Source organism: Sphingosinithalassobacter tenebrarum, assembly GCF_011057975.1.
GTDB classification, from domain to species: domain Bacteria; phylum Pseudomonadota; class Alphaproteobacteria; order Sphingomonadales; family Sphingomonadaceae; genus Sphingomonas; species Sphingomonas tenebrarum.
Window position 1 is genome coordinate 1,252,938 of the sequence record NZ_CP049109.1, and the last position, 17,888, is coordinate 1,270,825.

The following is a 17,888-nucleotide window of genomic DNA, read 5'->3' on the forward strand; positions in this document are numbered from 1 at the left end:
CCGGGTTATTGATCCGGGGCGGGGCGCGTTGCGATTGCGTACAGCGCGATCGCAGTCGCATTCGATACGTTGAGACTCTCCACTTTCGGGCTGATCGGCAGCTTTGCCAGCTCGTCGCAATGCGCCTCGGTATTGGGACGCATCCCTTCGCCTTCGGCGCCCATTACGAGCGCGACCTTGGTCGCGCCGATCGCATCGGCCAGCGTGGTTTCGACATGGCCGGTCAGCCCGACGCGCCAGTAACCCGCCTCGGCAATCTCATCGAGCGCGCGGGCGAGATTGACGACGCGTGCCCAGGGCACCGATTCGAGTGTGCCCGACGCGGCGCGCGCCAGCGCTCCCGATTCGGGCGGGGCGTGCCTGTCCTGCGTCACGATGCCCAGCGCGTCAAACGCCGCCGCCGAACGCAGGATCGCGCCGACATTGTGCGGATCGGTGACCTGATCGAGCACCACCAGCGGCCGGCGATCGCCTGCGCCCTGTTCGAAAAGGTCGCCGAGCCAGACATCCTCGAGCGGTTCGACTTCGGCGACCAGCCCCTGATGCGGCGCATCGCCCGGCACCATGCGCCCCAGGTCGGCGACATCGGCATAGACGATGGGCAGGACCGGGGGCAGATCGAGCGCCGACAGCGCGTCGCGCGTGCCCCAGATCTTGCGCACCGTGCGGTTCGGGTTTGCCAGCGCCGCCAGCACCGCGTGCCGCCCGTAGAAACGGGGACGCGATGCCGACGCCTGGCTGGGCCTTTGGCCTCGTCTTGCCATCAGTTGCCTTCAGTCTGTCCGGCCCAGGGATAATAGCCGCTGCTGTCGAGCGGCTTGGCCGGTATGGGCATGCGCGGCAACGGTTCGTCGGCATTGGCGGCCTGGATCAGGAACGCGGCAAGGATGATCGCCCCCTGACGCATGTCATCAGCCTGAAGATGGTCGAAGGTATCGAGATTGGTGTGGTGCAGGCGGCTGCCATAATCCAGCGGATCCTGAATGAACTGGAACGCCGGGATGCCTACCGCATCGAAGAAGACGTGATCGGTACCGCCGGTGCTGCGCATCGCGACCTGAGTGGCGCCGAGCGAGGCAAAGGGCTTCAGCCATTCTTCGAAGATCGGCATCACCGCGGGATTACCCTGGGCATAGATGCCGCGGATCTTGCCCGATCCGTTGTCGATATTGAAATAGGCCGCAAGCTTGCCGTGGTCCGGTCCCGGCGTAATCGGCCAGGCGCGATTCCAGCCCATGTAGCGGGCGATGCCGCTGGCATCGGGATCGACCGGCCGGCTGGCGATATGCTTTTCGACATAGGCCATCGAGCCGAGCAGACCCTGTTCCTCGCCGTTCCACAGCGCGAAACGAATTGTACGGCGCGTGCGGATGTTCAGCGACTTGATGATGCGGGCGGCCTCCATCACCATCGCCGATCCGGCGGCATTGTCGGCAGCGCCGTCGCCAGCGGCCCAGCTGTCCAGATGGGCCCCGGCCATCACATATCCGGCATTGCGGTCCGTGCCCGGGATGTCAGCGATGACATTATAGGCGGTGGTGTTGCTGTCGTCGAAAGTGACGCTGCTTTCCAGCTCGATCTCAGGGGTGGCGCCAATCTCGAGAAGGCGCGCGAGCCGGCGATAATCCTCTGCCGACATTTCGAAGCCCGGCACCTGCGGCGCGTTTTCCAGCAAGAAGCTGTAGCCGCTGCCATGCACGATATCGCCGTCCCGGCCCGACATCGAAACGGTGGCAAGCACGCCTTCCTCCTTGAGGAACGCATCACGCTGCTGGCCAAGCGTCATCCATGCGCCGCTGCCACCGCCATTGCTGTAGGTCGGCAGGCTGTATTCGCTGTACTTGGCGAAATCCTCATCGGTCCAGCGGCGGAACGGCACGCTGGTCGGCGCTTCTGCCGGTTCGGCTTCGTCGAGCAGCACGATCTTGCCGGCGAGCTTGCCCTTCCAGCGTTCGAAATCCGATGCGCTGCTCAGCGACACCCGAACCACCGGGCCACGTACCGTGCCGTTGGTACCCGGAGTCCAGGTGATCGGCATTACCGTCAGCTGGTCGATGCGCGGGCTTACCATGCGCGCGTTCCAGCTCTGCGCGGACCAGCCGCGGCCGAATTCGAAACCTTCCTTGTGGACGTTGCTCAGCCCCCATTCGCGGAACTTGGCGGCGGTCCAGTCCTCGGCCTGGCGCATGCCGGGCGAATTGGTGAGGCGCGGGCCGATGACGTCGGTCAGATACTGGGCGATGCGCATCACTTCCGAATCGCGCGTGCCTTCATCGACGATTCGGGCGATCTGGGTCCGGTCGACTTCCTGCGCGGTGGCGGGAAGGGCGGGGGTAAGCAACAACGCCGTGGCGACGGCAAGGGATATCGCGCGCATGGGCCTCCGAATGGGCTGGTGAATGGATGCGGGACGCTATTCCGGCACTTCGTTCCACGCAAGTGGCAGGGAAGGCGTTGACAGCGCGGGGCTGGTTCGGCATTGGCTCGCGCTCGCTGAAAAGCGGCCCCAAGGACAGGTGGCCGAGTGGTTAAAGGCAGCAGACTGTAAATCTGCCCGCGTAAGCGTACGCTGGTTCGAATCCAGCCCTGTCCACCATCGCTCAGAATTCAGATGGACAATGCCCCCGCCCACTCCGGGGGGTCAGCGGGCGCAAATCTCGAAATCATCACCGGCCCAGCATGCCGGGTCCTCACGCAACCGTTGCGCTGTGCCCCAGCGCGAATTGATGCCGGCGGTGGTAAGGCCGCGCACTTCGGCGACACCGGGTTCGGTAATGGCGACGCCGATCATCACCACCTCGTCGACCAGCGGCGATTCGTCGGGCAGCGACAGGGCGAAACTACCGTCCTCATCCGCCTGGAACAGGCACTTGTCGGCGAAACGCGCGCCATAATCATTGGTGATGCTGCAATCGACCATGCGGCCGCCGGGCGCGGGGTTGGGGGTCAGCGCACCAAATTCGTCGAGCGGGGCGGGAGAGGCAGCCGGCGGTTCGGGCGGCGTGATGTTGACCGATTCGGTCGCGTTGAAGCTTTGATCGCTACACGCGGCGAGTGCCAGCGACGATGCCAATATCATGAAACCAGCTGCAACTCGCCCGCCTGCAATCCGCATTGTCTTCAGCTCCGTTCCGTCAGAATATCGCCGCCACCATCTGCCGGAAGGCGTCGGCGCGGTGGCTCATGCCGTGTTTCCGCTCCGGGGCCATTTCGCCGAAGGTAATATCTTCGCCATTGGGCAGGAATACCGGGTCGTAGCCGAAACCCTTGTCGCCGCGCGGCGGCCAGACAAGCGTACCGTCGACACGGCCCTCGAACCATTCGACATGGCCGTCGGGCCAGGCGAGGGCGAGCGCACAGATGAAATGCGCGTCGCGGCTCGCTTCGGGGCCCTTGCCGGCGAGCTCACGCTCGACGCGCTCCATCGCGACGCGGAAGTCCTTTTCCGGCCCCGCCCAGCGCGCCGAGAAGATGCCGGGATCATTGCCCAGCGCTTCGACGCACAGCCCGCTGTCGTCGGCGAGGGCGGGAAGGCCGGAAAGGTCGGCCGCCTGCATCGCCTTCAGTTCGGCATTGGCGACGAAGGTGGTACCGGTCTCTTCCGGCTCGGGCAGGTCGAGTTCGCCTGCCGAAACGGGCGTCACGCCATAGGGACCGAGCAGCTCCGCGATCTCGCGAACCTTGCCCTTGTTATGGCTGGCGATCACCAGCTTGCCGGGCTGGAGCTTGCGGATCGCCTGCGGCGTGTCGCCCTCGCCGCTCACTTGCCGGTGGCCTTGCGCTGCGCGGCGAAGATGTCGTTGCAGCCGATCCGGGCGAGGCGGAGCAGGCGGAGCAGCCCTTCCTCGTCATAGGTGGCGCCTTCGGCGGTCGCCTGCGCCTCGGCGATGTTGCCGTTCGACAGCAGGACGAAATTGGCATCCGCATCGGCGTTCGAATCCTCGTCATAATCGAGGTCGAGGACGGGATTGCCCTGGAAAATGCCGCAGCTGATCGCGGCGACCTGCTGTTCGATCGGATCCTCGGTGATCGCGCCCGATGCCATCAGCTTGTCGACTGCCATGCGCAGCGCCACCCAGGCGCCCGAGATGGAGGCGGTGCGGGTGCCGCCATCGGCCTGGATCACGTCGCAATCGAGCGTGATCTGGCGCTCGCCGAGCTTCTTGAGATCGGTGACGGCGCGCAGCGACCGGCCGATCAGCCGCTGGATTTCCTGGGTACGGCCCGATTGCTTGCCCTTGGCAGCCTCGCGGCTGCCGCGGGTGTGGGTGGCGCGGGGCAGCATGCCATATTCGGCGGTCACCCAGCCTTCGCCCTTGCCGCGCAGCCACGGCGGGATGCGTTCCTCGACAGACGCGGTGACCAGCACCTTGGTATCGCCGAAACCGATCAGCACCGATCCTTCGGCGTGGCGGGTATAGTTCGGCTCGATGGTGATCGCGCGCATTTCGTCGGGGGCGCGGCCGGATGGGCGCATTGTTCAAACTCCTGTAAGCTTTGGTGCGCGACGTAGCGGCCGGGGAACGAACGCGCTACCCCGCGCGTCGATCCGGCAAAAGGGAGGAAGATATGCGGTGGATTGCGGCGAGCGGCATGGCGCTGATGCTGGCGGGTTGCGCGACGACGGGCGGCAACGAAGCGCCGCCTTCCGGCCCGATCCCGACCGAGAGCGAATCGATCCGCTATCAGACCAGCGGCTGTTTCGGCCGCTGCCCGGTCTATCAGGTGACCGTGCGTCCCGACGGAACCGGCACCTTTGTCGGCGAGCGGTTCACGCAGGTCTCCGGGGAGCGTGATTTCACGCTCACCAGCGCGGAATATGAAGCATTCAAGGCGAAGCTCGCGCCCTATCGCCCCGAAAGCGGCATGCGCCGCATCGCGCCGGGCACGTCCGAGTGCGAAAATGTCGCCACCGATCTGCCGAGCGTCGACATCAGCTGGACGCGCCCGATCGGCGACAGCCAGAGCCTTTATTTTTATTATGGCTGCGACATGGAAGAAAATGCGCAAATGGCGCAGGATCTGGGCGAAGCCGCCGAATTGCTTCCGATCCAAAAGCTGGTCGGAGCGCAACCCTGACCGGAATCGGACATGCCGGAGTTTTCACCGGCGCGAACCGTTCCTAAATTCATGCGCATGACGACGCAGACCATCCCCGAACTGACCGATCGCGCGCGCGACGTGTTCCGCATCGTGGTGGAAAGCTATCTCGATTCGGGCGCGCCGGTGGGTTCGCGCACGATTTCGCGGATCTCCGCGCTGAATCTGTCGCCTGCCTCGATCCGCAACGTCATGCAGGATCTGGAGGAGTTGGGCCTGCTCGCCGCGCCGCATACCAGCGCGGGGCGGCTGCCGACGCAAAGCGGCCTGCGCCTGTTCGTCGACGGGATGATGCAGGCGAACGAACCTTCGGCCGAGGAACGCGCCGCGATCGAGGCGCGCGCCAGCGAGGCCGGGCCGGTCGAGGAGGCGCTCGCCAACACCACCGCTGCCCTGTCGGGATTGTCGGCCTGTGCCGGCATGGTGCTCGTTCCCAAGCGCGAGCCGGTGCTGCGTCAGTTCAATTTCGTGCCGTTGGGCGGCAGCCGCGCGCTGGCCGTACTGGTCGGCGACGACGGGTCGGTCGAAAACCGCGTCGTCGACTTGCCCGACGGGGTGGCGCCCGGCGCGCTGGAACAGGCGACCAACTATGTCTCCGCCACCTTCGGCGGACTGACGCTGGCCGAGGCATTGTCACGGATCGGGCGCGAAATCCGCGACGAACGCGCCGAGCTGGACAGCGCCGCGCGCGACCTGATCGAACGCGGGCTGGCGGTGTGGAGCGAGGACGGCGGCAATCGCCCCGTGCTGATCGTACGCGGCCAGGCGCGGCTGCTGGAAGACGGCGCCGCGGCCGACCTCGAGCGCGTGCGCCAGTTGCTCGACGAGCTTGAAGGCAAGGAGGAGATTGCCCGCCTGCTCGACAGCGCGCGCGAGGCACAGGCGGCGCGTATCTTCATCGGATCGGAGAATAAATTGTTCGCGCTTTCCGGCTCTTCGGTTATTGCCCAGCCGGTGCGAGCGATGGATGGCCGGGTGGTCGGCGTGGTCGGTGTGATCGGCCCCACTCGGTTGAACTACGCCCGTGTCGTCCCCATGGTGGACTTCACGGCATCGACACTCGCCCGGATACTGGGCTGAAGCACGAGAACAGGAAAACAATGAGCGAAGAAAAGTCCGCTGGTTCGGAAGTCAAGGAAGGCGAGGAAGCGCTGCGCGACGAAACCGCCGAGGGCGCGCCCGAAGTCGCCGAGCATGACAAGCTGGCGAAGCTGGAGGCCGAACTGGCCGAAGCCAAGTCGGCTGTCCTCTATGCCCGCGCCGACGCCCAGAATCTGGTGCGCCGCACGCAGAAGGAAGCCGAGGACGCGAAGAATTACGCAGTGACGCAATTCGCGCGCGACATCCTGTCGGTCGCCGACAATCTGACGCGCGCGCTTTCGGCGATTCCGCAGGAACTGCGCGAGGACGACAAGATGAAGGGCCTTGTCGCGGGCCTTGAAGCGACCGGGCGCGAGCTCGAAACCGTGTTCGGCCGCCACGGCATCTCGAAGGTCGAGGCGATGGGCCAGCCGCTTGACCCCAATCGCCACCAGGCGATGATGGAAGTGCCCTCGCCCGACGCCGAGGCAGGCACGGTCGTGCAGGAAATCCAGACCGGTTACATGATCAAGGATCGTCTGCTGCGCCCGGCGCTGGTGGGCGTTGCCAAGAAGCCGGACTGACATCGACCGAGGCAGCGTGGCCGCGATGGGGCGGGTGGTGGCACATTGCCCCGCACGCGCCTATCTGCTGAGCCATGTCTTCCCGTTTCGATTCGGTCCCCAATCGCCGCACCATCATTGATCGGCGCGCCATCGCCGAGACGCTTTCGCGGATCGAGCAGGGCGAAACCAGCGCGATGCGCCAGGCGGCGACCGCCGTGCTCAAGGATGCGCTGGCGGCGGGACGCACGGAAATCGAGCGGCGGCTGATCGACCACCCCTCGCGCGGCATCGTGATGGGATCGGCAGGTGCGTTCCTGATCGATCAGATATTGCGGCTGCTGTGGGATTTCACGGTCGAGCGGCTCTATCCGCGCAACAACCGCACCGCTTCGGAGCGCATGACGCTGATCGCGGTCGGCGGCTATGGCCGCGGCGAAATGGCGCCGCATTCGGATATCGACATCGGTTTCCTGACGCCCTGGAAAGTAGCGCCCTGGAACGAGCAGGTCGTCGAATCGATGCTCTATTCGCTGTGGGACATGCAGCTGAAAGTGGGGCATTCGACGCGATCGCTCGACGATATGGTCCGCCAGGCGAAGAGCGACATCACTATCCGCACCGCGCTGCTCGAAGCGCGCTATGTGTGGGGCGACACCGATGTCTATGACGAGGCCGCGCGCCGCTTCAAGCTGGAGGTGCAGGATGGCACCGCGCGCACCTTTATCGCCGAGAAGCTCGCAGAGCGCGACGCGCGGCACAAGAAGATGGGCGACAGCCGCTATGTCGTCGAACCCAATGTGAAGGAAGGCAAGGGCGGTCTGCGCGATCTGCACACGCTCTTCTGGATCGGCAAATATGCCTATGACGTGCGCGAACCGGCCGAACTGGTCGAGGCGGGGCTGCTGACGTCGCTCGAATACCGCCAGTTTCGCCGTGCCGAGAATTTCCTGATGGCGGTGCGCTGTCACCTGCACGTGATCGCGGGGCGCGCCGAGGACCGGCTGACGTTCGACCTGCAGCGCGAGATTGCCGAGCGGATGAACTATGCCGATCGGCCGGGGAAATCGAAGGTCGAGCGGTTCATGCACTTCTATTTCCTGCAGGCGAAGAAGGTCGGTGACCTGACCGGCCTGTTCCTGGCGCATCTCGACGAGAAATTCGCCGCGCGCGGGCGCCGCGTGGGATTGCCGGCGATCCGGCGCAGCCCCAAGAAACTCAAGGGATTCGTGCTCGATCGCGGACGGTTGGCATTGCCTTCCGACACCTTCTTTCAGGAAGATCCTTCGCGCCTGATCCAGATATTCCAGCTTGCCGACCTGCACGGGCTGGAAATCCATCCGCTGGCGATGCGCGCCGCCAATCGCGACGCCAAGCTGGTCGATGAATGCCGCGACGATCCGGCGGCGAACAAGCTGTTCCTCGACGTGCTCACCTCGCCGCGCGATCCGGCGATGGTGCTGCGCTGGATGAACGAGGCGGGCGTGTTCGGCCGGTTCGTTCCCGATTTCGGCCGAGTGGTCGCGCAGATGCAGTTCGACATGTACCATCATTTCACGGTGGACGAGCACACCATCCGCGCGATCGATCTGCTCAGCCGGATCGAGAAGCAGGAGCTGGCCGAGGACCACCCGGTCGCGACGGAAATCTTCGACAATGTCGTCGCGCGCCGTGCGCTCTATGTCGCGGTGCTGCTCCACGATATCGCCAAGGGGCGTGGCGGCGATCATTCGGTGCTGGGCGCCGAAGTCGCCGAGAGGCTGTGTCCGCGGCTGGGGATGACGGCGGCGGAAACCGAAACCGTCGCCTGGCTGGTGCGGCACCATCTGCTGATGTCGGCGACGGCGTTCAAACGTGACCTTTCGGATTTCAAGACGATCCTGGACTTCGCCGAGACGGTGCAATCGCCGCAGCGGCTGATGATGCTGCTGATCCTGACCGTGGTCGATATCCGCGCGGTGGGGCCGGGCGTGTGGAACGGCTGGAAGCGCCAGCTTCTCACCACGCTTTATGAATCGGCCGAGGAAGTGCTGCGGCTCGGGCACAAGCAGAAGGGGCGCAGCGAACGTATCGCGGCGAAACAGGCGGCGCTGGCGGAATTGCTCGGCTGGGACGCCGATCGCATGCGGGCGCTGGTCGACCGGCTTCCCGAAAGCTACTGGATCGCCGAGACCGAGGATGTCCTCGAACGCAATGCGCGGCAGATCGAAAGCGCGGGTCAGACCGGCCTTTCGGTAGAGGCGCAAGTCTATCCCGATCGCGCGGCAACGCTGGTGACGGTCTATGCCGCCGACCATCCGGGGCTGTTCTATCGCATCGCTGGTGCCATCCATCTGGCGGGCGGCAACATCATCGATGCGCGTATCCATACGACGCGCGACGGCATGGCGCTCGACAATTTCCTGGTCCAGGACGCGTTCGGCCAGCCTTATGACGACCCCAACCATATCGAGCGGCTGAAGACCGGCATTGCCGATGCGCTGGCCAATCGCGCCAAGCTGACCGAGCGGCTGCACACCAAGCCGCTGCTCCATCCGCGCGCCGATGCGTTCACGATCGAATCCAATGTGCTGATCGACAACAAGGCGTCGAACCGGTTCACGGTGATCGAAGTCAACGCACGCGATCGCGCGGCGCTGCTCTATCGGCTCGCCAAGGCGCTGTTCCAGGCCAAGGTGACGATCCATTCGGCGCATGTCGCCACTTATGGCGAGCGCGCGGTCGACACATTTTATGTCACCGATCTGATCGGCGACAAGATCGTTTCGACCACGCGATTGCGCACACTCGAGCGGCGACTGCTTGAAGCGGCGACGGGCGATCAGGAAGACGCAAGCGCGGTATAGCGCGGGCGGGGCCGGTGGGTGCGCCTATTCGCCGCCATTTTCCACGTTGCCGCCGCCCGACCCGCCCGGTCCGTTGCCGCTGTTCTTCGCTGCGGCAGCCTTGGCCGATCCGTCCTTCACTGCCGCTTCCTCTGCCTTGCGCGACGCACGAACCGCCTGCTGCGCGGCCTGCTGCTCGGGCGGGACGAAGCTGATCACTTCATCGCCTTCCTCGACCCAGGGCTTGTGCTGGGGGGAGAAGAATTCGAGGCTGTTGTCCTCACGGCGGACGGCAACGGTTTCGGCGCCCTTGGCAAGCCGCGCGCGATAATCGTCGAAGCTGAACTTTTCGGTGATGCGCGTGCGGCCGAACTGCCATCCTTCGGCGACGAGCCGCTGCAATTCCTCGACGCTGCGACGGCTTTCGAGCAGCACCCGCGCGCGCGGCTGGACGGCCCCGCGCTTGTCCTGCGGCGCCGTCTGGGTCAGCTTCTCGAAACCCATTTCGGGGCCCAGGTCGGCGCAGACCAGCGCGTTGAACGCGTCATTGTCGGTCGCGGCCAGCAATTGCTGATATTCGGACAGATCGAGCCGGTCCTCGTTCACTTCCTCGAGAATGTCGCCGCGCCACACGTCCAGCTCGCGTCGGCGCGCGGCGCGCAGCGCGAAGGTGGAACTGTCCGCGATCGTCACCTTGTATCCGATCCGCTTGAGATAGGAGCCGAATGCCGTCGTCCAGTCGTTCGCGCCGATCAGCAGGACGCCTTCGCCCTTGCCGAGATCGAGCCCCAGCTTCTGCGCCACCCATTTGGCCGAAAAGCCGTGGGCGAAGATCGTGGCGATCACGACGGCGAAGCTCAACGGCACCAGCGCCTCCGCGCCTTCGACGCCATAGTCGGTCAGACGATAGGCGAAGAGGCCCGTCACCGCGACCGCGACGATACCGCGCGGCGCGATCCAGGCGACGAACAATCGCTCTCGCCAGGGCATTGCCGAGGCCATCAGACTGAGCAGCACCGTCGCCGGGCGGACGAGGAACAGAAGGAGCAGCAGGAACAGCACGAAGCGCAGCCGGAATGCCGACAGCGTTTCCCAGTCGAGCGTCGCCGACAGGATGATGAACACGCCGGATATCAGCAGGACCGACAGGTCTTCCTTGAACCGCCTGAGCCATCGGCTGGAATGGACGGGCCGGTTGGCCATGACCACGCCCATCACCGTCACGGTGACCAGCCCGGTCTCGTGCTTGACGATATCGGCGAGCACGAAGCCGCCGATCACCGTGACGAGCAGCACCGGTGCCTTGAGGAATTCGGGGACATAGCCGCGCGGGAAGAGCCAGGTGATGGCAAAGCCCAGAGCGACGCCCAGCAACGCCGCGACGACGGTCGCCGCGACGACGTCGCGCATGACGCTGGTGACGGTCGTGTCGGGGCCGTCGAATGCAACATAACCGAAAATCGCGACCGCCAGCAGCGCGCCGATCGGATCGTTGACGATCCCTTCCCATTTCAGCGTGTCGGCCACGCGCGCCGGTACGCGCAGCGTGCGCAGCATCGGCCCGATGACGGTCGGGCCGGTGACGACCAGGATGCCGCCGAACAGCGACGCGACACCCCAGGGCAGGCCGCCGCCATAATGGGCCGCGAGCGTGCCGAGCAGCCATCCGATCGGTACACCGAACGCCACCAGCCGCAGCACCGGATTGCCGGCATGGCGCAAGTCGCGGAAATTAAGGCTCAGCCCGCCTTCGAACAGGATCACTGCGACGGCGAGCTTGATGATCGGCTCCTGCAACGGCCCGAGGTCGCGATCGGGGTCGAGCAACGGGCCGAGATCGCCATATTGCGCGGGCAGCAGTTCGAAGACCATGCCCGATATCGGCCCGACCAGCAGGCCGGCGATCAGCATCAGCGCGATGGCGGGCCGACCGGTACGCCAGGCCACCCATTGCGCGCCGATTCCGATCACGCCGATCAGCGCGAGTTTGACGAGTAGCGAATCGATCATCGGATGGCCTTGTACACGTCTTCTTCCGGGGCTGGGTACGCCGGAAAAACCGGGCTATGGTGGGGCGCCGTGAATGAAGGGAGATTCACGATATGGGCGTCCTTGGCTTTGGCGGGTTCTTTTTTCGGGCGAAAGACCCGGAATCGTTGCGAAACTGGTATCGGGAACATCTCAACGTCGGTGCGGGATGCACCGGGGGAGATGGCGAAACGAACGAGTGGTTCTGGAATATCCAGTCGGGGCCAGTAGTTTTTGAGCCGTTCCGCGCGGACAGTGATTATTTCGCCGCGGAAAAGGCATTCATGCTCAATTTCCGGGTGGACGATCTCGAGGGGTTGCTCGAACAGCTCAACGCATCGGGCATCGCGATCGAGACCCGCGACGAATGGGATACGCCCGAAACGGGCCGTTTCGCGCGGATACACGATCCCGAGGGCAATCCGATCGAATTGTGGGAACCGCCGGCGGAGGCGTGAATGCCGCCGCTTGTCCCGATCTTCAGTTGGAGTGACTTTTCGTGAAAATCCTGTCGTACCTGTTCCTGACGCTTGCGCTCGCATGTGGGTTCGGAGCCGCGCCGTCCGTATCGGCGCAGGACCATTCCGCCGCGGTCGCCGCTTATGGCGCGCCCGATCGGGAAATGATGGTGCCGGTCGAGGGTGGGCGCGTCTATGTCCGGCTCAACGGCACGATCGGCAAGGGTGCCACGCCCGCCATCTTCATCCACGGCGGGCCGGGTGGAACGCATATCGGCTTTGCGCAGCTGCTGGGGCTGGCCGACGAGCGGCCGGTCATCCTTTACGACCAGCTCGACAGTGGGCGGTCGGATCGGCCCGATGATCCTGCGAACTGGCGGGTGGAGCGCTTCGTTTCCGAACTCGAATCGATCCGTCGGGCGCTGGGTATCGAGCGCTGGCATGTCGTTGGGCATAGCTGGGGCTCGGCGATCGCGCTCGAATATGCGGCCCGCTATCCCGAGCACGTCGCCTCCACGGTGCTTGCCGGCACCTATATCTCGACCCCGCGTTGGATCGCCGACGCCAATATGCTGCTGAAGAAACTGCCCGAAGCGGTGCAGGAAACCATCGCCGCCTGCGAGGGAAAGACGCCGCCGCCCGAAGCCGATTGCGATGCCGCCACCAACATCTTTTACGATCATTTCAATCGCCGCGAGCCGGCAAGCCCCGAACTGCTTGCCTATGCCCGCAATATCGGCGGGCAGGGATTCAATCCGACGATCTACAACGCGATGTGGGGGCCGAGCGAATTCCGTTCGACGGGATCGCTCAAGGATTATGACGCGATGCCGCTGCTCGCGAAGATCGACGGATCGCGGACGATGTTCATGGTCGGCCAGTATGACGAGGCGCGGATCGACACCGTGCAGGATTTCGCCGCGCAGACACCGGGTTCGGAACTGGCGGTCGTGCCCGGCGCGGCGCACGGCATGATCACCGATCGCCCGATCGCGACCGAAGCGATATTGCGCGGCTGGTTCCGACGGCAGGACGCGCGCGCCGCCGCGGTATCGGAATAAGGGCCGGATACTTCAGGGCAGGCGCAGCGCCACCGTGCCGCAGCCCAGCCCCTCCACTTCCAGCGTGAAGCTGCCGTGCAATCCTTCGGAAAGCGGGCTCGTCTGTTCGAAACCCTCGGGCACTTGCCCCAGAACGAATCGCGCAAGCTTGCGGCACCCGTTACGGGCCTGGACTCGCCATAGCGGCCTTGCGGAGCTGTCTTCCGCTGCACGAAGCGTGATTTCGTTGACGCGACGCAGGGCGCATCCATATCGCGGCCGATCAACGCCCGGTTTTGCGAAAGCGCGGCGATCACCGCGCCGTCTTCGCGGGCAAGCGCGATTTCGATGGGATCTGGCGTACACGCCGCCAGCATCGCCGCCGCCGGAATCAGAAAGGGCGCGAAACCCGCAGTGCCGGTTTCGCGCCCTTTCGACATGTCAGCGGGTAAGCCTCAACGCCCTATGACTTCGGCGCCAGCACCATCAGCATCTGGCGGCCTTCCATGCGCGGATAGCTTTCGACCTTGGCTTCTTCCTGCACGTCCTCGGCGACGCGCTGGAGCAGCGCCATGCCGAGCTGGCCGTGCGAAAGCTCACGACCGCGGAAGCGCAGCGTAAGCTTCACCTTGTCGCCGTCGCCGATGAACTTGCGCACATTCTTCATCTTCGTCTCATAATCATGATCGTCGATGTTCGGACGCATCTTGATCTCCTTGATCTCCTGCGTCTTCTGAGTCTTGCGCGCCTGGTTCGCCTTTTTCTGCGCCTCGTACTTGTATTTCCCCACGTCGAGGAACTTGCAGACGGGCGGATCGGCGTTGGGCGATACTTCAACCAGATCGAGGCCGTATTCGGCGGCCTGCTCGATCGCCTCGCGCGTGTACATGACGCCGAGGTTTTCACCCTCATGGTCGATCACGCGTACCTTGGGCACCTGGATGAATTCGTTGTGGCGGGGGCCGTTCATGGCCGGGGGCGCCATCGGGCGCCGCATCGGGGGTCGTATAGGAAGCTCTCCTGTAGTCGTTCAAAACAATAATACGGGATCGTCAGAATAACGCATTACGGCGCCGATCGGTAGCCGTCAGCGCCACATTGTGTCGAAAAAGACGCGCGGTGCGGCGCGTTTGCCGCACTTCACGTCTCGATATCGGCATCCAGTAGCCTGCTTGCAAGCATGGAAACCGATTAGTCGCGCAGATCAGGCGGCGTCGCCTCCTCGCGCAGCATCGCGACCGCTTCGTCAAGGCTCAGCATCTTCTGACCCTGCGACCCCAGCGTGCGGACGGCTACGGTGCCTTCGTCCGCCTCGCGCTTGCCGATCACCAGCAGGTGCGGAACCTTCGCCAGCGAATGTTCGCGCACCTTGTAGTTGATCTTTTCGTTGCGCAGATCAGTTTCGACACGGATGCCGGCAGTCTTGAGCTGTTCGGCGACCTGATTGGCATAGTCGTCGGCGTCCGACACGATCGTCGCGACCACCGCCTGCACCGGCGCGAGCCAGCACGGCAGCTTGCCGGCGAAATGCTCGATCAATATGCCGATGAACCGCTCATAGCTGCCGAAGATCGCGCGGTGGAGCATCACTGGACGGTGGCGCTCGCCATCTTCGCCGACATAGCTGGCGTCGAGCCGCTCGGGCAGCACGCGGTCCGACTGGATCGTGCCGACCTGCCACGTCCGCCCGATCGCGTCGGTCAGATGCCATTCGAGCTTGGGCGCATAGAAGGCGCCTTCGCCGGGCAACTCCTCCCAGCCATATTCCTCGGTCGCCAGCCCAGCGACTTCGACGGCGCGGCGCAGCTCGGCCTCGGCCTTGTCCCAGTCGGCGTCCGAACCGAAACGCTTTTCGGGGCGCAGCGCCAGCTTGATCGCATAGCGGAAGCCGAAGTCGTTATAGATGCGATCGGCGAGCTTGCAGAATGCCTGCACCTCGTCGACGATCTGATCCTCGGTGCAGAAGATATGTGCGTCGTCCTGCGTGAACTGGCGCACGCGCATTAGCCCGTGCAGCGCGCCGTGCGGCTCATTGCGGTGGCAGCAGCCATTTTCATAGATGCGCAGCGGCAGGTCGCGATAGCTCTTGATCCCCTGGCGGAAGATCAGGACGTGCGCCGGGCAGTTCATCGGCTTCAATGCCATCCACTCGGCGGCGTCCGAAACCAGCGGACCCTCGTCCTCCACGTTCGGCACTTCGTCGGGAATGACGAACATATTCTCGCGATATTTGCCCCAATGGCCGCTCTGCTCCCATTGGCGCGCGTCCATCACCTGTGGTGTCTTCACTTCGCGATAGCCCGCGCCGTCGACCGCGCGGCGCATATAATCCTCCAGCTCGCGCCAGATGACATAGCCCTTGGGGTGCCAGAATACGCTGCCATGCGCTTCGGCCTGCAAGTGGAACAGGTCCATCTCGACCGCGAGCTTGCGATGGTCGCGCTTGGCGGCTTCCTCGAGCCGCGTCAGATGTTCATTGAGCTGTTTCTTGTTGAGCCAGCCGGTGCCGTAGATGCGCGTCAGCTGCGCGTTGTTCTGGTCGCCGCGCCAATAGGCACCGGCGACGCGCATCAGCTTGAACGCCTGCGGATCGAGCTTGCCGGTCGAAGCCAGGTGCGGGCCGCGGCACATGTCGAGCCAGTCCTCACCCGACCAGTAAACGGTCAGGTCCTCGCCCTCGGGCAGTTCCTTCGCCCATTCGGCCTTGAACGTCTCGCCGTCCTTTTCCCATTTGGCGATCAGGTCCTCGCGGCTCCACACCTGGCGGATCAGCGGTTTGTCGGCCTTGATGATCTCGCGCATCTTCTCCTCGATGGCGGGCAGGTCGTCCATCGAGAAGGGCGCGCGGCTCTCGGGCGCCTTCACGTCATAATAGAATCCGTCATCGGTCGCCGGACCGAAGGTGATCTGCGTGCCCGGCCACAGCGCCTGCACCGCTTCGGCGAGGACATGGGCATAATCGTGGCGGACGAGTTCGAGCGCCTCGGCTTCGTCCCTGGCAGTGATCAGCGCGAGCTGCGCGTCGCCTTCCAGCGGGCGCATGATGTCGCGCACTTCGCCATCGACTTTCGCCGCCATAGCGGCCTTGGCGAGTCCCGGTCCGATCGCGGCGGCAATGTCCGCCGGGGTAGTCCCCGGGGCTACCTCGCGGACGGAACCGTCGGGCAGCGTTATGCGGAACATCTCGGACACGGGATTGGGCCTTCTCTATGGCTGGAATGAAAGAGCGCGGCTTATGCCCGCGCGGGGGCGATATAGGCAAGCGTGGAGGTGAGGGCGAGGGTGCCGGTACGATTTGCCCCGAATCCCCCAACCCCTTAGCGTCTCCCACAAGCCGAAGGAGGAACCGATCGCCGATCCCGCCGCCAGCCCGCAATCGAACCTTCCCGCCCGGCTCGACCGGCTGCCGTGGAGTCGCTTTCACTGGCTGGTCGTCGGCGCGCTCGGCATCACCTGGATCCTCGACGGGCTCGAAGTCACCGTCGCCGGATCGGTGGCCGGCGCGTTGCGTGACAGCCCGGTGCTGGCATTCAGCGCGGCCGATGTCGGGTTCGCCAATTCGATGTATCTTGCCGGGGCCGTTCTCGGTGCGCTGTTCTTCGGCTGGCTCACCGATCGCTGGGGACGCAAGCGGCTCTTCTCGATCACGCTCGGCCTCTATCTGCTCGCGACGGCGGGGACGGCCTTCACCTGGGACCTGCCGAGCTTCGCGCTGATGCGCTTCCTCACCGGCGCGGGGATCGGCGGCGAGTACAGCGCGATCAATTCGGCGATTCAGGAGCTCATCCCCGCGCGGCGGCGCGGCTGGACCGATCTGGTGATCAACGGCAGCTTCTGGGTCGGCGCGGCGATGGCCAGCGGCGTTTCGATCCTGTTGCTCGATCCGAACCTGTTCGCGCCCGATCATGGCTGGCGGCTCGCCTTTTTCGGCGGCGCGATCATCGGCGCGGTAATCCTGTTCCTGCGCCGCTTCATCCCCGAAAGCCCGCGCTGGCTGGCGATCCACGGGCGGCAGGAGGAAGCCGAAGCGGTGGTGGACGAAATCGAGGCACGCGTCGTGGCGGCGGGGCATGACCTGCCGCCGGTTCCGCCGATGGAAGCGCGGGTGCAGCCGCGCCGTGCGACGCCTTTGGGCGAAGTGTTCACGGCGCTGCTTCGCACCTATCCCAAGCGCACCGTCTATGGCCTGTCGCTGATGATCGCGCAGGCATTCTTCTACAATGCGATCTTCTTCACCTATGCGATGATGCTGACCGATTTCTACGGCGTGCCCACTGCGGACGTCGGCTGGTATATTCTGCCCTTCGCCGCCGGGAACGTGCTCGGGCCGCTGCTGCTCGGGCGGCAGTTCGACACGATCGGGCGGCGGCAGATGATCGTCTTCACCTATGGCGCCTCGGCAGTGCTGCTGACGCTCACCGGGCTCGCCTTCCGCGCCGAGATGCTCGACGCGACGACGCAGACGATCTGCTGGAGCGTGACGTTCTTCTTCGCCTCTGCGGCGGCTTCGGCGGCTTATCTGACGGTGGCGGAGAGCTTTCCGCTCGAAGTGCGCGCGCTGGCGATCGCGATCTTCTATGCGGCGGGAACGGGGCTGGGCGGTGTCGCCGCGCCCTGGCTGTTCGGGATATTGATCGAGAGCGGATCGCGCGATCAGGTGCTGCTCGGATACTTGCTCGGCGCGGGACTGATGGCGGCGGCGGCGCTGCTGGCCGCGTTCATCGGCCTGTCGAGCGAACGCAAGCCGCTCGAGGAAGTGGCGAAGCCGCTGTCGTGGGAATAAGGAGAGCGCGG

The 17,888-nt window shown here is 64.8% G+C and carries 15 protein-coding genes and 1 tRNA gene; 8 read left to right on the plus strand and 8 right to left on the minus strand.

Annotation, left to right across the window (positions count from 1 at the left end):
* Positions 1–5: 5 nt before the first annotated feature.
* On the minus strand, positions 6–764 hold the full coding sequence (gene rlmB, locus G5C33_RS06180; RefSeq protein ID WP_165326417.1) for a 23S rRNA (guanosine(2251)-2'-O)-methyltransferase RlmB: 759 nt from the start codon (positions 762–764) through the stop codon (positions 6–8).
* Positions 764–2,377, minus strand: a complete 1,614-nt coding sequence (locus G5C33_RS06185) for a M20/M25/M40 family metallo-hydrolase (protein WP_165326418.1) — start codon at positions 2,375–2,377, stop codon at positions 764–766. The genes rlmB and G5C33_RS06185 overlap by 1 nt, the downstream gene beginning before the upstream one ends.
* Positions 2,378–2,510: 133 nt before the next feature.
* Here G5C33_RS06185 and G5C33_RS06190 point away from each other — a divergent pair.
* A tRNA-Tyr gene (locus G5C33_RS06190) sits at positions 2,511–2,596 on the plus strand.
* Between the two features lie 45 nt (positions 2,597–2,641).
* On the opposite strand, the gene G5C33_RS06195 is transcribed toward G5C33_RS06190, so the two are convergent.
* From G5C33_RS06195 to rph, 3 genes are read right to left on the minus strand one after another with little or no spacing between them, the layout of a single operon-like run.
* A complete protein-coding gene (locus G5C33_RS06195) occupies positions 2,642–3,079 on the minus strand; it encodes a hypothetical protein (RefSeq protein ID WP_165325324.1) in 438 nt (145 codons plus the stop codon).
* A 55-nt stretch (positions 3,080–3,134) separates the two neighbouring features.
* The gene (gene rdgB, locus G5C33_RS06200; protein WP_165326419.1) at positions 3,135–3,764 is read right to left on the minus strand and encodes an RdgB/HAM1 family non-canonical purine NTP pyrophosphatase; all 630 of its coding nucleotides are present in this window, start codon (positions 3,762–3,764) and stop codon (positions 3,135–3,137) included.
* Positions 3,761–4,477 (minus strand): ribonuclease PH, encoded by a 717-nt coding sequence (rph, locus tag G5C33_RS06205; RefSeq protein ID WP_165326420.1) that lies wholly within the window; start codon positions 4,475–4,477, stop codon positions 3,761–3,763. Before rph ends, rdgB begins: the two co-directional genes overlap by 4 nt.
* A gap of 92 nt (positions 4,478–4,569) precedes the next feature.
* Between rph and G5C33_RS06210 the strand changes: the two genes are divergently transcribed.
* From G5C33_RS06210 to G5C33_RS06225, 4 genes are all read left to right on the plus strand, one after another.
* A complete protein-coding gene (locus tag G5C33_RS06210) occupies positions 4,570–5,079 on the plus strand; it encodes a DUF6438 domain-containing protein (protein ID WP_165326421.1) in 510 nt (169 codons plus the stop codon).
* A gap of 57 nt (positions 5,080–5,136) precedes the next feature.
* Positions 5,137–6,180, plus strand: coding sequence for a heat-inducible transcriptional repressor HrcA (hrcA, locus tag G5C33_RS06215; protein WP_165326422.1), 1,044 nt, complete (start codon positions 5,137–5,139; stop codon positions 6,178–6,180).
* Between the two features lie 20 nt (positions 6,181–6,200).
* Positions 6,201–6,764: a nucleotide exchange factor GrpE gene (gene grpE, locus G5C33_RS06220; protein ID WP_165326423.1), complete on the plus strand. Its 564-nt coding sequence runs from the start codon at positions 6,201–6,203 to the stop codon at positions 6,762–6,764.
* A 74-nt stretch (positions 6,765–6,838) separates the two neighbouring features.
* Positions 6,839–9,589: a [protein-PII] uridylyltransferase gene (locus tag G5C33_RS06225; protein WP_165326424.1), complete on the plus strand. Its 2,751-nt coding sequence runs from the start codon at positions 6,839–6,841 to the stop codon at positions 9,587–9,589.
* Positions 9,590–9,613: 24 nt separating this feature from the next.
* Here the strand turns inward: G5C33_RS06225 and G5C33_RS06230 are convergent, their stop codons facing one another.
* Positions 9,614–11,578, minus strand: coding sequence for a cation:proton antiporter (locus tag G5C33_RS06230; RefSeq protein WP_165326425.1), 1,965 nt, complete (start codon positions 11,576–11,578; stop codon positions 9,614–9,616).
* Between the two features lie 92 nt (positions 11,579–11,670).
* Here G5C33_RS06230 and G5C33_RS06235 point away from each other — a divergent pair, with 92 nt between their 5' ends.
* Both G5C33_RS06235 and G5C33_RS06240 read left to right on the plus strand, forming a co-directional pair.
* Positions 11,671–12,054, plus strand: coding sequence for a VOC family protein (locus G5C33_RS06235; protein ID WP_165326426.1), 384 nt, complete (start codon positions 11,671–11,673; stop codon positions 12,052–12,054).
* A gap of 41 nt (positions 12,055–12,095) precedes the next feature.
* On the plus strand, positions 12,096–13,115 hold the full coding sequence (locus G5C33_RS06240; protein ID WP_228275208.1) for a proline iminopeptidase-family hydrolase: 1,020 nt from the start codon (positions 12,096–12,098) through the stop codon (positions 13,113–13,115).
* Positions 13,116–13,557: 442 nt separating this feature from the next.
* Here G5C33_RS06240 and infC read toward each other — a convergent pair whose 3' ends face one another.
* Both infC and thrS read right to left on the minus strand, forming a co-directional pair.
* Positions 13,558–14,079 (minus strand): translation initiation factor IF-3, encoded by a 522-nt coding sequence (gene infC / locus G5C33_RS06245; RefSeq protein WP_165326427.1) that lies wholly within the window; start codon positions 14,077–14,079, stop codon positions 13,558–13,560.
* 206 nt (positions 14,080–14,285) lie between these two features.
* Positions 14,286–16,286: a threonine--tRNA ligase gene (gene thrS / locus G5C33_RS06250; protein WP_165326428.1), complete on the minus strand. Its 2,001-nt coding sequence runs from the start codon at positions 16,284–16,286 to the stop codon at positions 14,286–14,288.
* Positions 16,287–16,389: 103 nt separating this feature from the next.
* On the opposite strand from thrS, the gene G5C33_RS06255 reads away from it, so the two are divergent.
* A complete protein-coding gene (locus G5C33_RS06255; protein WP_228275209.1) occupies positions 16,390–17,877 on the plus strand; it encodes an MFS transporter in 1,488 nt (495 codons plus the stop codon).
* Positions 17,878–17,888: the final 11 nt, after the last annotated feature.

What these genes read in the sequence shown, in the direction of transcription:
- G5C33_RS06225 (WP_165326424.1), top strand. Translation starts at nt 6,839, where the DNA reads ATGTCTTCCCGTTTCGATTCGGTCCCCAATCGCCGCACCATCATTGAT.
- hrcA (WP_165326422.1), top strand. Translation starts at nt 5,137, where the DNA reads ATGACGACGCAGACCATCCCCGAACTGACCGATCGCGCGCGCGACGTG.
- grpE (WP_165326423.1), top strand. Translation starts at nt 6,201, where the DNA reads ATGAGCGAAGAAAAGTCCGCTGGTTCGGAAGTCAAGGAAGGCGAGGAA.
- G5C33_RS06230 (WP_165326425.1), bottom strand. Translation starts at nt 11,578, where the DNA reads ATGATCGATTCGCTACTCGTCAAACTCGCGCTGATCGGCGTGATCGGA.
- G5C33_RS06210 (WP_165326421.1), top strand. Translation starts at nt 4,570, where the DNA reads ATGCGGTGGATTGCGGCGAGCGGCATGGCGCTGATGCTGGCGGGTTGC.
- G5C33_RS06235 (WP_165326426.1), top strand. Translation starts at nt 11,671, where the DNA reads ATGGGCGTCCTTGGCTTTGGCGGGTTCTTTTTTCGGGCGAAAGACCCG.
- infC (WP_165326427.1), bottom strand. Translation starts at nt 14,079, where the DNA reads ATGGCGCCCCCGGCCATGAACGGCCCCCGCCACAACGAATTCATCCAG.
- rph (WP_165326420.1), bottom strand. Translation starts at nt 4,477, where the DNA reads ATGCGCCCATCCGGCCGCGCCCCCGACGAAATGCGCGCGATCACCATC.
- G5C33_RS06185 (WP_165326418.1), bottom strand. Translation starts at nt 2,377, where the DNA reads ATGCGCGCGATATCCCTTGCCGTCGCCACGGCGTTGTTGCTTACCCCC.
- rlmB (WP_165326417.1), bottom strand. Translation starts at nt 764, where the DNA reads ATGGCAAGACGAGGCCAAAGGCCCAGCCAGGCGTCGGCATCGCGTCCC.
- G5C33_RS06195 (WP_165325324.1), bottom strand. Translation starts at nt 3,079, where the DNA reads ATGATATTGGCATCGTCGCTGGCACTCGCCGCGTGTAGCGATCAAAGC.